This is a genomic window from Chryseolinea sp. T2 (assembly GCF_037203685.1).
GTDB lineage: Bacteria > Bacteroidota > Bacteroidia > Cytophagales > Cyclobacteriaceae > Chryseolinea.
In genome coordinates, this window is record NZ_JBBCAU010000006.1 from 258,429 (window position 1) to 272,623 (window position 14,195).

General features: G+C 47.9%; 15 protein-coding genes. 8 read left to right on the plus strand and 7 right to left on the minus strand.

Features of this window, described 5'->3' with window-relative positions:
* Positions 1 to 46: 46 nt before the first annotated feature.
* Positions 47 to 1,000, minus strand: a complete 954-nt coding sequence (locus tag WBG78_RS20010) for a glycosylase (protein ID WP_337328253.1) — start codon at positions 998 to 1,000, stop codon at positions 47 to 49.
* Positions 1,001 to 1,011: 11 nt separating this feature from the next.
* Positions 1,012 to 1,461: a hypothetical protein gene (locus WBG78_RS20015; protein ID WP_337328254.1), complete on the minus strand. Its 450-nt coding sequence runs from the start codon at positions 1,459 to 1,461 to the stop codon at positions 1,012 to 1,014.
* Between the two features lie 148 nt (positions 1,462 to 1,609).
* On the opposite strand from WBG78_RS20015, the gene WBG78_RS20020 reads away from it, so the two are divergent.
* Positions 1,610 to 1,753 (plus strand): hypothetical protein, encoded by a 144-nt coding sequence (locus WBG78_RS20020; protein ID WP_337328255.1) that lies wholly within the window; start codon positions 1,610 to 1,612, stop codon positions 1,751 to 1,753.
* 23 nt (positions 1,754 to 1,776) lie between these two features.
* On the opposite strand, the gene WBG78_RS20025 is transcribed toward WBG78_RS20020, so the two are convergent.
* From WBG78_RS20025 to WBG78_RS20040, 4 genes are all read right to left on the minus strand, one after another.
* Complete coding sequence (locus WBG78_RS20025; protein ID WP_337328256.1) at positions 1,777 to 3,186, minus strand: FAD-binding oxidoreductase; 1,410 nt, start codon at positions 3,184 to 3,186, stop codon at positions 1,777 to 1,779.
* A gap of 208 nt (positions 3,187 to 3,394) precedes the next feature.
* Entirely contained in the window at positions 3,395 to 4,462 is a 1,068-nt protein-coding gene (locus WBG78_RS20030) for a nickel-binding protein (protein WP_337328257.1), read from the minus strand.
* A gap of 53 nt (positions 4,463 to 4,515) precedes the next feature.
* Positions 4,516 to 4,914 carry a nuclear transport factor 2 family protein gene (locus tag WBG78_RS20035; RefSeq protein WP_337328258.1) on the minus strand — a complete coding sequence of 133 codons (399 nt, stop codon included), beginning with the start codon at positions 4,912 to 4,914 and terminating at the stop codon, positions 4,516 to 4,518.
* 302 nt (positions 4,915 to 5,216) lie between these two features.
* Complete coding sequence (locus tag WBG78_RS20040; protein ID WP_337328259.1) at positions 5,217 to 5,549, minus strand: hypothetical protein; 333 nt, start codon at positions 5,547 to 5,549, stop codon at positions 5,217 to 5,219.
* A gap of 21 nt (positions 5,550 to 5,570) precedes the next feature.
* Between WBG78_RS20040 and WBG78_RS20045 the strand changes: the two genes are divergently transcribed.
* Both WBG78_RS20045 and WBG78_RS20050 read left to right on the plus strand, forming a co-directional pair.
* Complete coding sequence (locus WBG78_RS20045) at positions 5,571 to 5,942, plus strand: DUF6152 family protein (protein WP_337328260.1); 372 nt, start codon at positions 5,571 to 5,573, stop codon at positions 5,940 to 5,942.
* A gap of 1 nt (position 5,943) precedes the next feature.
* Positions 5,944 to 6,426 carry a DUF6644 family protein gene (locus WBG78_RS20050; RefSeq protein WP_337328261.1) on the plus strand — a complete coding sequence of 161 codons (483 nt, stop codon included), beginning with the start codon at positions 5,944 to 5,946 and terminating at the stop codon, positions 6,424 to 6,426.
* Here the strand turns inward: WBG78_RS20050 and WBG78_RS20055 are convergent.
* The gene (locus WBG78_RS20055; RefSeq protein WP_337328262.1) at positions 6,410 to 6,991 is read right to left on the minus strand and encodes a dihydrofolate reductase family protein; all 582 of its coding nucleotides are present in this window, start codon (positions 6,989 to 6,991) and stop codon (positions 6,410 to 6,412) included. The two genes, WBG78_RS20050 and WBG78_RS20055, sit on opposite strands and share 17 nt — an antisense overlap.
* Before the next feature lie 302 nt (positions 6,992 to 7,293).
* Here WBG78_RS20055 and WBG78_RS20060 point away from each other — a divergent pair, with 302 nt between their 5' ends.
* The 5 genes from WBG78_RS20060 to WBG78_RS20080 all read left to right on the plus strand — a co-directional run bounded on the left by WBG78_RS20060 (position 7,294) and on the right by WBG78_RS20080 (position 14,184).
* The gene (locus tag WBG78_RS20060; RefSeq protein WP_337328263.1) at positions 7,294 to 9,189 is read left to right on the plus strand and encodes an alpha/beta hydrolase; all 1,896 of its coding nucleotides are present in this window, start codon (positions 7,294 to 7,296) and stop codon (positions 9,187 to 9,189) included.
* Positions 9,190 to 9,242: 53 nt separating this feature from the next.
* Entirely contained in the window at positions 9,243 to 10,592 is a 1,350-nt protein-coding gene (locus WBG78_RS20065; protein ID WP_337328264.1) for an alpha/beta hydrolase family protein, read from the plus strand.
* Between the two features lie 99 nt (positions 10,593 to 10,691).
* Complete coding sequence (locus tag WBG78_RS20070) at positions 10,692 to 12,083, plus strand: Gfo/Idh/MocA family protein (protein WP_337328265.1); 1,392 nt, start codon at positions 10,692 to 10,694, stop codon at positions 12,081 to 12,083.
* Positions 12,084 to 12,106: 23 nt separating this feature from the next.
* The gene (locus tag WBG78_RS20075; RefSeq protein ID WP_337328266.1) at positions 12,107 to 12,850 is read left to right on the plus strand and encodes a glucosamine-6-phosphate deaminase; all 744 of its coding nucleotides are present in this window, start codon (positions 12,107 to 12,109) and stop codon (positions 12,848 to 12,850) included.
* Positions 12,847 to 14,184, plus strand: coding sequence for a sugar MFS transporter (locus tag WBG78_RS20080; protein ID WP_337328267.1), 1,338 nt, complete (start codon positions 12,847 to 12,849; stop codon positions 14,182 to 14,184). The genes WBG78_RS20075 and WBG78_RS20080 overlap by 4 nt, the downstream gene beginning before the upstream one ends.
* The last annotated feature ends 11 nt before the right edge of the window (positions 14,185 to 14,195 follow it).

Below are 14,195 nucleotides of genomic sequence, written 5' to 3' on the forward strand. Positions count from 1 at the left end.
TCCACAAACACCTCCGGAATTTTGCAAACTGAAGGTTGTGCGGTTATTACTGAGTTGACGAAGTATGTAAAGCAACAGCCGGGTGCATGGAATAGAGTCTGACTGACTTGCCGTCATCAACGGTTATCGGACTAGACTTGTTTTCTTTTAAAAGAGGATTGCCGGAATACTTCGTCCAGTGTAGCCTATCCGTTGACGTTGCCACACAGCTGCTCCATTCTCCCCAATCTTCGACTGCAGTAGCGTGATAATATGCGTAGTAAATACCATTGCGTTTGACCACCTGATTAACGGCAACGCCATACTTATCATACGCCTCAGGTCCATTCTTTAATACAGGCTCGTCCTGCACGTTGGTCCAGGTCTTCAGGTCAGCAGATGTGGCGAGCCATATTCCAAGATCGCCGCGTTCATACAACAGGTACCATATATTGTTTTCATACCATGCTGTAGGGGTACCGTATGGCCCAGGTGATAAAGGTTTTCCATCCTTATAGCGAATATCGAGCGATCCCTGTTCCTTCCAGTGGACGCGGTCCGTAGATGTAAGAAGATGTGCTATGTCATTCCGTCCTTCGGCAAACATATAGTATACAGAATCACGCTTCACCACAATCATATCTTCAATCCATCCCTCGTTCACGATGGGGTTTTGCGCATATCGTGTCCAGTTTATTCCATCGGGTGATGTTGCATAACCCAAATGCAGGTCTGAGTCGTCGTCTTTATATCCTGTATACCAAAGATGATAGGTGCCGTCTTCAAACAAAATGTACCCGCGCTCACGGATCTTGTGGTCCCAGGTATTCGTACCAGTACCTGCAAAGACTGGATTGCCCTTGTAAGCATAAAACTTCAGCAGGGTTGAATCCAACTGGTTGGAAGTTGTTGAATCAATGCCTGTAGTGTTTGAAGGTTCGCCGGGTCGCGCGCATCCTGCCAGCGAAATTAAAAGCACTAATATCCAGGAGTGCAGCGGTTCAAGTTTTCCTAATGTCATTTGATAATGATTCAGCCTAAGTCCTCATTGCCGCCTTTCCGATCGTGTTCGAGCTGCCATCGCTCCAACCGCCGAATTGCATAACCTGCTATAGTCTCATCGTCGTTTCGGGAAATCACCTCCAGGGCGGCACGTGACTCCTGTGTTCCAATATCCGCCAATGCCCACGTGCACTTTCGGGCAAGTGCATAAGAATTGTCATAGTCCAGATAGTCAAACTTTCTTATTGCCGTTCTCAGTAAGGCTGGTGTTGCTCTGTTGTCCTTTGATTTCTGTAAACAACTGGCAATATCTTCGTGTCGTTTATGCCAGTCTGCTTCGATTAATTCAACGAGGTAAGGAACAAAGCGGCGATCAGATTCAAAGCCGCGAAAGAATACACGAAAAGCCTCCTCGGCCTGCTCCTCACTGGCGATCACGATAGCCGATCTGAACAACTTTTCAAGGACGATTCTTTCCATTTAGCAATCAGATCAGGACGCGGATGAAGCAGGCGTCGGATCTATACGAACCAAATTAAAAAAAAATTACTAACAACAAATTCCCATTGGATTTTGATACGCCGGGAGGGTGCTGCTGGCGGCGTTATCCCCTTGAAAACTTACCGGTATGAGGCGAATACACGACATTGTCGAAAATGAAGGGTACACAAGCCAGGAATATCCTCCAATGCGTCCTTACAAACGGAAGAAACTCCTGGCTCCTGGGATTACTTCTAACATCAACAGCAGGTCTTTGATTCAACCGGGTTAGGGTTATCGCGACTGATGTGTCTGTTAAAGGCGAATATTCTGATTTACTCTAAAAACGTTATCCGGATCGTATTTCGATTTTATCCGCGCAAGCTTGTCATAGTTTTCTCCGTATGATGCTCTCACTCTGTCCTGCTCTTCAACCATCATGAAATTCACATAGGCCCCGCCGGACGAGAATGGATGCAGTGCCTCATAGTATTCTCTGCACCATGTCATCATTTTTTCGTTGTTAGCAGGATCCGGATCAACGCCAACGATAACTTGTGCCCAGTTTGCATGGCGGTAAGCAAATGCCATGTCGCCATTGCTTCGGTTATGCGCGGCACCATTTATCGGATACATGTGCATTGTTGAAAGCGTTGTAGGCATTCGCTTTGCATACTTAAAATTCAATTGAATTGATTCGTCGGTGAGATCCTTTACGAAGTCAGCCTTCCAATACCATTGCAATCCCTTGGGAATTAGAGCATCGAACAGCGTCTGGAGAACATTAAAAGGCATGGGACCAACATAGTCAAGTGCAGGCTTTTTGTAATCGCGGAAAGTATCTACCAATTCCTTGGCGCGCTTCTCGTCACCGATATTACACCAAACCACACCACACATTTGTTTGAGGTGCAATTCAGCGGGAAATATTGGTACAGGCGGTACAGTGAGGAATGCAAAGTAGCAGTACGCTTCATTGGGAGCATTCAGTATGAAATCACGATAGAACTTCATCATCTCTTCCGAATCGGCCACATCCCAAAGCATAGGTCCTCCATAAACGCCTTCTACGTTATGCATCCTGAAAAGGAACGAAGTCACTACACCAAAGTTGCCTCCACCTCCGCGAATGCCCCAAAACAGATCAGCATTTTCCTGTTCACTTGCCGTTACCAGCTTGCCGTTAGCGAGTACGATATCAACTTCAAGTAAACTGTCGATTGACAAGCCGTATGCCCGCGACAAATGACCAATCCCTCCCCCAAGCGTAAGTCCGCCAACGCCGGTAGTTGAGAAAATTCCGCTCGGCACAGCCTTGCCAAATGCCTGGGTAGCATGATCCAGATCGCCCAGCAAAGCTCCACCTTCTGCCCTGACCGTATTTGACTTCATGTCAATGCGCACGCCTCTCATGAGAGACATGTCAATTACCATCCCATCATCGCACATGCCAAGACCACCACCATTATGTCCGCCACCGCGAATGGCCACAAGAAGATGGTTGTCGCGGCAAAAATTGACACAGGTCATCACATCAGCGACATCCCGGCACTTAACAATCGCTCCGGGCTTGCGATCGATCATCCCGTTATACACTTTGCGTTCGTCATCGTAAGTTGGATCGCCGCGCAATATGATTTGTCCGCGGATAGAACTTGCAAAACTTTGCCAGGCCGTTTCTTCGACATGCAGAATGGTCGGGTTTTCCAGAGCGAGAGTTCCCATGTGCTTTGCTTTATTGGTTTTCGATGAAATGATGAGACACGACATTCACGGCGAAAGAATCTTGGATCCGGGATCTTTTAAGATGTTCGGGTCACATAGAATTCGTCCGCTCGATGACGTCGTCAATTACTGTGAAATCAAATGTGAAAATCCGTAACGATGGATTCCACCACTAACTATTCAAAGAATAGCACAAACTGTTCAGGACCTAAACGTTTTGGCTGTGGGCTATCTCGGAGGGAATACACCCGAATCGTTCAGCGAAGCATTTGGAGAACCAGGATGGGTTGCTGAATCCGACCTCAAGAGCGACCTCGGAAATATTGCCGGCTCTTCGTCGCAGAAGTAAAGCTGCCTTGTCAAGGCGGAGGTCCCGAAGGAAGTTGTTTGGCGCACGCCCGGTAAGGGCCGTTATTTTGCGATAAAGTTGCGGTCTGCTGATTCCAAGGTCTTTGCATAAGCGATCGATCGTATAGTCGCTATTGGGAAGATTTCGCTCTGTCGTAATCAGCAAGTCGGAGGCAAACTGTTCGTCCGCATCATTGAGATACTTAAGTTGTGGCGATCCCGGAATTCTCATACCGCTAAGCTTCCTGGCAAGAGACGAGATCAATATCTGATTATCATCTGCAATACAATTCAAACGCTGCGCAAGATTAATCGTGTTGGTAAAGAATTCACCGTCTTCAGTGACTGGCTGGCCGGCGCAGATTCCGGTGCGAAATGCGATTTCGCCTTCACGTGTCAGCGGTGTAAGACGAACCCTGATATGGTCACTGCAATTTACAGCATCTGCCGCCTCGTTAAAAACTGCAATGAAGCCATCAACAACCGGCGTTTCGACCATTCTTCCGTGGTGCGAGATGACGAGGTCCGATGCCTGTTTCAGTGCGGCATTAAGCGGGTCAATAGATGAGGTTTCGGAATGGCCAGAGCTGCGCAAGGTGACAAACAAAATAGTACGATAACCGAGGTCGATACCGTCCCTGTTCCTGGTCATACCATTTTCGTCGGTGTGTGTTGCACCCATGATCTGTTGGTATGTTCCAGTCTGAACTTCCGTGATGGAGCAGGCCAGATTTCCATGGGCCATCTGATGCACCATTTCGCAAGTACGCGCATCCGGGCCTTCAGTGAGGCAAAAGACGGTACCTGCCTTTTCATTTATCCAGAATTGCAGATACCGCACGCCATACTGCTCCTGAATGGCCAGGTCGGCCATGTGAGCTTTGACAACATCCTCGACGGTAATGTTCTGAATTTTGTGATAGTCCATGAAAAGTGGCATACACAAAATGAGTGATTGGGCTATACTAAGATAGCATTTTTTCAATAGTGGGCCGAAAAGAAAGCATCCACTTTGTGCTGATCTTCAGGAAAATTGTACACCTCGACAATCCTGTTGTTCTCGATCTTCCACAGCAGGCACGACATGTTATTAAGGTTCTCGCCATTGTCAATGTTGCTCCAGTTTCGGTGACAGTCGATTACGAAATTATCATTCACGCCCATGACGATAGGCGCAGCCTGAAACGCGCCCCTGGATAATTGTTTGAAGTACCCGAGCACCTCATCGACTCCCTTCTTTGTTCCACTCAACGGATGATTACCCGGAATGTGCCATTTGATATCCTCGGCCAGTACATTTCTTATGCCTTCAGGATCGTTCGAAGCATAGGCCTGGAAGAATTGATTGATCAACGCTAAGTTGGGATGTGTTGTATTCATGAGATAGGTGTTTGTACTTGTTCATACTCAGGACGCAGGCACAACTTCATTCGATGCTATGCGCTTGCTAACGACTGTTCCTTAGACCAAAGTGACACTCACTCGTTCCGAAAAACAAATACGCACCATGCAAACTGTTTTTCTGTTCAACGGTATGGGTATACGGTGTTGACTGCAAAACAGACGTTCGTCAGTACCTGGTTAAAATCTATAATAGGGCTGATGATAATACGGTGAATTGACATTTCAAAATCAGACAGCGTTGACAAGTCGCTTATCATCAGGAGAGAGACATAGCTGCATCAGTTAACGTCGAACGACTTAAGCGATGAAAGTGGCATGGCTGTTACTTTGTCACCCTTCAGCGTGAACAACACTTCCTTCGTTTTGCCGATAACCAATCCGTTAAACACATCATCATCTGCCAGCGTAATTGACGTCTCCTTTGCCTTTTTTACCTGGCGCATCTTCAATATCCCGTACAAATCTGATGACAGATACAAATAGACAGCAAATACAGAGATGGCGGATGCTAAGCGGAACGTTTGTGTCCCTTGAATAATTGACCTAACTTGATTGTCGATCACCTTTAACAAGGTGTACTCGTCGCCTTTTTTGAATACACAGGTAATCATCACAATCAAAATTACAATAACATGACACGAAATGCTCTGAATCAAAATGGAAAAGTCGTTGCTCTGGTTTGTGTTGTTCTTTTGCTTTTTTCTTTTGCTCCCCTGCATCACGGCTGGAGTAGCTATGATCAAACCAAGACTTTGAAATTTACAGGAAAGATCCTGGAGATGGGTTATGAGAATCCACATGGTATGATAAAGCTGGAGACGGAAGGAAAGAAATGGACAGTGGTACTCGCACCACCGTCGAGAATGGAGAGTCGTGGGCTAACGAAAGACATGCTTAAAGTCGGCAGTACCGTTACCGTTGTAGGATATCCGCATATCAAAATAAAGGACGAGATGAGGGCAGAACGGATAACAGTAAAAGACAAGACCGTCGAGTTGCGTTAGCATGCAGCAGTTAAATGTATTTGAATGGCTGGGGAACACCGCCCTGGCCATTTCTATTCGCGACTCGCCATGGTTGTTTCCGATAATTGAAACCGCTCACATTATCGGGTTTATCGTACTCGTGGGCAGCGCATTTCTTTTCGACCTTCGGTTGCTTGGTGTCGCGAAGAAGATTTCTGTGAAAGATGTAGCTGACTACGTGTTGCCGTGGTCGCGATGGAGCTTGTTAGTAGTAGCGCCGACAGGATTTCTTTTGTTTATGTCAGAGGCGGAGGCCCTGAGTCACAACTGGGTATTCGGATTAAAGCTAGTCCTGATCCTGACTGCGCTTATCAATGCCGGACTCTTTCACCAGTTTACTTTCCGATCTGCGGATCGCTGGTCTCATTCTCAAACGCCAATGGCAGCCAGAGCAGCTGCACTGATATCGATAACACTTTGGTTATCGGTGATCAGCTGCGGAAGGTTTATTGCCTATTTGTGACCTGGCGCTTTCCTACTCCATACCAAAGCTCGATCATACCATTCTTGTACGGTGTCACTTCCTTAACGTGAAGCTCCTGCTCCCTGCCCACCTGATCCAAAAACAGTAAGCCATTGCCAAGTATGATAGGAAGAATAGTAAGACGGATCTCATCTGCAAGTCCAAGCCGAATAAATTCCCTCGAAAGCATAGCACCACCGACCAGCCAGACATTCCTGTACCGGGGTGTGAGTCGTTCATTAACAAATGCGCGAATATCTCCCGAATACATTTCAATCGTTGGACCGTATATAGGAAGGTTACGATGTGTGAGCACAATGGTTGGTGTATCACCGTAGGCCCATCCATACGACCTGGATAGCTCAAGCGCATGCTCATAAGTGCGCGCACCCATTACATAGCAGTCAATTGATTTCAGCACATCTGTCCCATCCTGGCCAACAATGCCCTTTTCATAGTCGTCGGTTGTTTCAAACCATGACACGCTGTTATCAGGTTTTGCAATGATGCCATCGAGGCTAGAGACCATATGAATGGTCAGGGTGAATGGGTTGATGTTTGACACTGAAGGCACTGTACTGTTGAGTGAATAAAGCGTTCCGAATTTACGGCTTACAATGGGTTCGTAACCGCAAAATGCAGAATATCAAATGTAAAATGTAAAACTACTATAGCAGAACGGCTCTCCAGTCAGGATACAAAAGAGGCCGAAACCATTTGTCAGCTTCCGGATTTGGCACAAATTTCTGATATTGACCAATACCACCCGAATCACTACTAAAGAATATCATGCCAGTAGCCAGTGTGTCGCACACCAAACATTCTGATCGCGCTAAATGGCTTTGCAGTTTGCTATTCTCAAGCGCAATGCGCACTATCCTGTTTGTACTGGCATGCTGCACGTTTCTAACTTCCTGCAGCTCGCCGGAGGACCATCATCCATATCAGGATGTGACGCACTTCAGTAAGACTTTCGGACACCGGAAATATTATCGTCTTTATCTTCCCGGCAGCTACCAGCAAGACAACACGACACGGTTCCCCGTTATTTACTTCTTTCATGGCTGGGGCGGCCGCTACAAGAGTGATGACAACGCGAAACTCGCTTATGATTCTCTGCAAAGGCTCGTTGACAAATACAAGGTAATGCTTGTGATGTGGGATGGCAATGTTGATGAAAAAGAACCACGTCCTTACAATATAGGCAGTCATAACGATGTCCGTTACCAGGAGCAAATGAAAGACTACTTTCCGGAGCTTGCGCATCATATCGATTCAACCTATCGTACAATAGCCGACAAGCAGCACCGGGGAATTATAGGCTTTTCGATGGGTGGTTTCATGTCGTACTTTCTTGCGGGGAAGTATCCTGAAATGGTAAGAGCAGCGGTGGGTATGACCGGAAGTCCTGAATTCTTTGTTGGATATCCGCAAAATCACACGTTATATCCCCTGCGCTATGCGTTCGAAAATTTGCGGGAGGTGAAACTGCGCTTTCATAACAGTACAGCGGATGAGCTTACTTATCTGAATACGGAAGTGGCTGAAGGTGCGGCGTGGGACGGAAAAGTTTCGTTTGAATACTGGCAGTTTGAAGGAGGACACGTTGTTGACCTGCCTGGTGAAACGCGCGTGTTTGAGAGAGCAATGTCGTTCGTGGCCAAGGCATTTGAAGAACCTTTTGTTACACCTGCAGAATGGTCGCACTACGATCTTTACCACGAATTTTCCATTTACGGATATGAGGTGAAGACCAATAAAAAGCGCGCAGGGTTTACGTATCTGAAGCATGTTAGCCCGGGCGGCTTTGGTATTGCGACCAGGAAGTGGCTACCGGACGGACCGCCACTCGATTCCGTTGAGATACAACTTACAACCGCGCCAGTCTATCCACCCAACGCCAGGTTGAACATCGTCAAAGTAAATAGGAAAACAGGAAAGGTCTCCCAATCGAACGGTTCGGCTGACAGTAACGGTCGGCTTGCGCTAGTGTTTGATGGTGATTATGAGGTAGGCATCTCAGCGCCCGAAGACAATGAACATGCCGGCGCAGTGGCCTATGATTATGAGATGAAAAATGGTCAGCGTTTCCTTAGTCCGGGAGATAATCAGTTGCAGCTACTATTGTTTGATCAGGCCGTAGTCCGGCTCAAAGGCGACTATAAGATAGTTGTCACATCGCCTGACAGCACATTGAGGATTTCCGGTCCTGGAATTAAGATGTCGAAGGGAATCAGAATATCAAAATCCAACGCCATCAGCATACGCTGCTCCATGAAGCCTCCGGCAGATGCCGCTCCGCCTTTTGTAAAGCTTCACGTTGCATTGACTACGGGTAACGTGACAAGGCATAGTGAGCTTGTCATTCCGGTAATGTTTGATGTTCCCGAATTTACTACCGTAGAGATCGACGATAACCGGTCGATTAATGATAGTACCAAAGCGCGGGGCGATGGGAACGGTGACGGGATTGTTCAGGCAGGCGAGCGTATTGTAGTTTATGTTGACGGCCATCCCCTCAAACTTTACGCCGATTCCAAATTTATCAGGCACGAACAGGAGGAGGAATTTGATATCATGGTCCCCGCTAAATGGCCAGATGGCTTTACTCTCGCCAGTGTTGCTAAGGTGGATGATAATTGCCCTTCGGGCACAGAGTTGGAATTGCTAGGAAATTTCGAGACGAAGGAATACATGCCCATTAAACGGACTGTGCATTGGGGCAGGGTTCGGATCCAGGTTGACAAGCGTGAAAAACATTAATACAGCAACAGGATTTCTTTTCAGCTATAACTTCAGAAAACAGGTTCACACAGATGATAAAAAAGAATCGAAGAAACTTTCTAAAAGCGGCCGGTGCTACCGGACTTTCGCTTGGTGCGCTTAGCAATAGCGTTGCCTCTGATTCATCGGAAAAGTTTAAAGGAAATAATGTCGTACGGGATATGCATCATGACGCTGACCCTTTTGCAAACCTAATGGTTAATGATCTGGGATTTTCACCTGAGGCTACGACTCAGACAGCCGGAGGTATCAGTGTGATTGGGGCATATGGCCCATGGGCAGCAGGTATCATGGGAGATAAGCTACCCAGTCTTTCTTTCAGAAACAGTCAATACAAATCCATTGACGCCTGGCGTCCAATGGCGCGAAAGGCACTGCAGGCGCGCATGGGTATTACCGACATCGGGAGTACGCCGTCAGTAACCGTGGTTAAGCAATACAGCTACGATGGACTTCACGTAGAAGAACTCCGATGGCAGTTGCCCTATGGTCCACCAACTGCCGGCATATTTCTAAAACCTGCGGATGCAAAAGGGCCTCTACCGGCAATCCTTGGTCTTCACGATCACGCAGGCAACAAATATCTCGGCTATCGAAAGATCACGCGCACGACAGATAATCCGCCACAATTTATCATCGATCATCAAAGGGAATCATATGAAGGAACTGCCTGGGCCAACGAGGTGGCTAAGCGCGGCTATGCCGTTCTGGTACCTGATGCCTTTCCATTTGGCAGCAGACGTGTGTTACTTGCAGATGTTCCCGAACGCCTGAGGAACGGTCTTAATGATGATGACCCGGAAAATCCGGAGAACATTAAGAAGTACAACGCCTGGGCTGGGCAACATGAGCACATCATGGCCAAGTCACTTTTCTGTGCCGGCACCAGCTGGCCTGCAGTGTATTTTGCAGAAGACCAGAAAGCGCTCGATGTGTTGCGCGCCCGCAAAGATGTGGACGCGAATCGCATAGGCTGTGCAGGTCTCTCGGGTGGTGGTATGCGCACCGTATACATGGGAGGTTTGGAGGACCGCATCAAGTGTGCCATCTGCGTTGGCTTCATGACCACCTGGAAAGATTTTCTCCTGAACAAATCTTATACGCACACGTGGATGACTTATACTCCAATGACTCCCCGTGAGCTTGACTTCCCTGAGATTCTCGCGCTTCGTGCGCCATTACCTACGATGGTGCTGAACGACAACGAAGATCCTCTCTACACACTTGATGAAATGAAGCGTGCAGATGCCATCATTGGTGAGGTATATGCCAAGGCCAAAGCTTCAGACAAATACAAGTGTTCCTATTATCCAGGTCCTCACAAGTTCGACAAGGCGATGCAGCAGGAAGCTTTTGCATGGTTCGACAAGTGGCTCAAATAAGAAAACACACAAACACATTTCTCTTTTGTTCTTCCTGACCGATTGTACCGATCATATAAAGATTAACTTTCAGAAGTCATCTCCACTTATCTTAACCCAATGAAAACTAATCGAAGGGACTTCATTAAAATCTCCACCATTGCCGGCATGACAATGGCCGGAGAGGCAACCATTGCATCACCAAAAGGCACAAAGCACACGCCACAGGGCCAGGCTTTTAACATGAGTGGGTATGCCGCGCCTAAGATTGAAACCGTACGCATTGGTTTCATCGGACTCGGCAATCGCGGTCCGGGTGCAGTGGAGCGTATCAGCAAGATTGACGGTGTTGAGATTAAGGCATTGTGCGATATACGCCCTGAGAAAGCTGAGGCCGCCAGGAAGTTGCTGGAGAAGACGCCTCACAAACCGGATCTCTATTCTGGCGGTGCAGAAGAATGGAAGAAGGTTTGCGACCGGAAAGACATCGATTTGATTTACATCGCTACGCCCTGGAAGCTCCATGCTCCGATGGCTGTATTTGCCATGGAGCACGGCAAGCATGCCGCTGTTGAAGTCCCTGCTGCGGTAACTATTGACGAATGCTGGCAGATGGTGAATACCTCGGAGAAAACGAAAAAGCATTGCGTTATTCTCGAAAACTGTTGCTATGACTTCTTTGAACTGCTTACGCTGAACATGGCGCGACAAGGATATTTTGGAGAGATCGTACATGTAGAGGGAGCGTACATTCATGCGTTGCTCGATGCCAATTTCTCCAAGACGCAGTACTACGATATGTGGAGATTGAAGGAGAACCTGCGCAACGGTAGTCTCTACCCTACTCACGGCCTTGGTCCTATAGCCCAGGCGTTAAATGTGAACCGTGGTGACCGCATGGACTACCTCGTTTCGGTTTCTACAAACGACTTCATGATGGGTGCTAAAGCCAAAGAACTTGCGGCCACAGATTCGTTCTACAAACAATACGAAGGCAAGTCTTTCCGCGGAAACATGAATACAACCACTATACGTACCGTGAATGGAAAGACGATGATGGTTCAGCACGACGTGACATCACCGCGTCCCTATTCGCGGATTCACCTGGTGAGTGGCACGAAAGGAACGGCACTCAAATATCCAGAGCCTCCACGCATCTCAAAAGGTCATGAAGGTTGGGTAACCGACGAAGAATTCAAGGAACTGGAGGCGAAGTACGCGCCGCCGATCGTTACCAAAGTTGGCGAGATGGCCAAGCAGATCGGAGGTCATGGTGGCATGGACTTTCTGATGGACTGGCGCCTCATTGACTGTTTGCGTAATGGCCTTCCTGTTGATATGGATGTTTATGACGCTGCCGCCTGGAGCGCAGTTGCTCCGTTGAGCGAAAAGTCGGTGGCTAATCGTTCGGCGTCGGTCGATGTTCCTGATTTTACGCGTGGCGCATGGAAAAGTAATGCGCCCGTAGACGTACAGTTGCTAAAGGGCGGAACTACGCGCGTCCGTCTATAGCCTTTTTCCAAGCCCACTGGTTTATGAACATACTGATACACCCTGACCCTGCTGCACTTGGCGATACTGCCGGAAAGGAGGCCGCTCGCCTCATCAAAGAGGCAATAGCAAAAAGTGGCCGGGCCCATATTATACTGGCAACAGGAACCAGCCAGTTTGAGACGTTGCGCGAGCTGATGTCTGACAAGGACATTGCCTGGGACAAAGTGATCATGTTTCACCTTGATGAATACATCGGACTTTCCGATCAGCATCCAGCGAGCTTTCGGAAATATCTTCGCGAGAGATTCCTTGAAAAGGTTCCCCCTTTACGTGCAGCCCATCTGATCGATGGTGAAGGAGATGCCGTTGCTGAGTGTGAACGCCTGGGGATGATGATTGCTGCTCATCCGATAGACGTAGCGTTGGTCGGCATCGGTGAAAATGGACACCTCGCCTTCAATGACCCACCCGCAGATTTTGACATACCGCAGCCCTACATTGTTGTTCAGCTTGACGATCAGTGTGTGGCACAGCAGTATGGCGAAGGATGGTTCAAGTCGTTGGACGAAGTTCCACGGCAGGCCATCAGCATGTCGATCCGACAGATCATGAAGTCGCGCAATATCATTTGTTCAGTGCCTGATGGACGCAAGGCAAAAGCTGTACACGAATGTCTTGACAAATCGGTTAGCAACCGGCATCCGGCCAGCATACTTCAGCGACATCCCAACTGTACAATCTACCTCGACAAGGCTTCGGCCTCACAGCTACAACGCAATTCATGAACAAGGTAAAGACTGCAGCACCCATGATTGAAGTCTCGTCGTTGTCGAGGCGTGACACAACGATATCCATTCTCATCATTGCAGTATTGTTTTTCATTTTCGGCTTTGTGTCGTGGGTGAATGCCATCCTTATCCCCTACTTCAAGATTGCCTGCGAGCTCACGAATTTTCAATCTTATCTTGTAACATTTGCCTTTTACATATCCTATTTCATAATGGCTCTGCCGGCGGCTTACCTGCTAAAGAGGGTTGGCTTTAAGAAAGGAATGATGATCGGCTTCTGGATCATGGCGCTTGGGGCGTTTACATTCATTCCAGCTGCGCAACTGCGTATGTATGCAATATTCCTTCTCGGACTGTTTACATTAGGCATCGGGTTGGCAATTTTGCAAACTGCCGCGAATCCATACATCACTGTGCTGGGACCGCAGGATCGCGCTGCCCAGAGGATCAGCATCATGGGCATCTGCAACAAAGGCGCCGGCATTCTCGCTCCAATTCTGTTTGCTGCTGTGATCCTGAAAGCAACCGACACTGAATTATTTAAGAACCTCGCGACAATGAGTGCAGCGGAAAAAGATGCTGCGCTGGACGAATTCATACGCCGGGTCATTGTCCCCTACGCCTGCGTTGGAGCGGCATTATTCCTTTTGGGTCTCATGATCCGATTTTCAGTTCTTCCTGAGATCAATACCGAACATGAAAGCTCCGCCGTTGCCGAGGCAAATGCTTCAAAGCATAGTATCATGCAATTTCCACATCTTGTGCTCGGTGCCCTTGCCATCTTCCTGCACGTAGGAACACAGGTGATCGCGATTGATACGATCATCGGATATGCTACTTCAATGGGAATTGACTTGCTGGAGGCAAAAACATTTCCATCTTATACGTTGGCTGTAACGATCCTGGGTTACATGCTTGGAATTGCATTGATTCCAAGATTCATCAGTCAGCGAAACGCACTGCGAACCTGTACAACGCTTGGCCTGTTGTTTTCAATTGCCATCCTGATGATACATGGCCCGGTGAATTTGTTCGGTCATCAGACCGACGCATCGATATGGTTCGTTGTACTGCTCGGACTTGCTAACTCTCTCGTATGGGCGGGCATCTGGCCCCTGGCACTGGACGGACTCGGACGGTTCACTAAAGTAGGTGCATCGGTCATGATTATGGGCCTTTGCGGAAATGCGATTGTTCCTTTGTTCTATGGCTATATGGCCGACCTTTACGATGTGAACCGTGCCTATATCGTCCTGCTTCCCTGTTATCTTTATCTGATGTATTACGCTTTCCACGGACATCGTTTACGTCGTTGGTCGTCGAGGGCATAATATCGTAACTG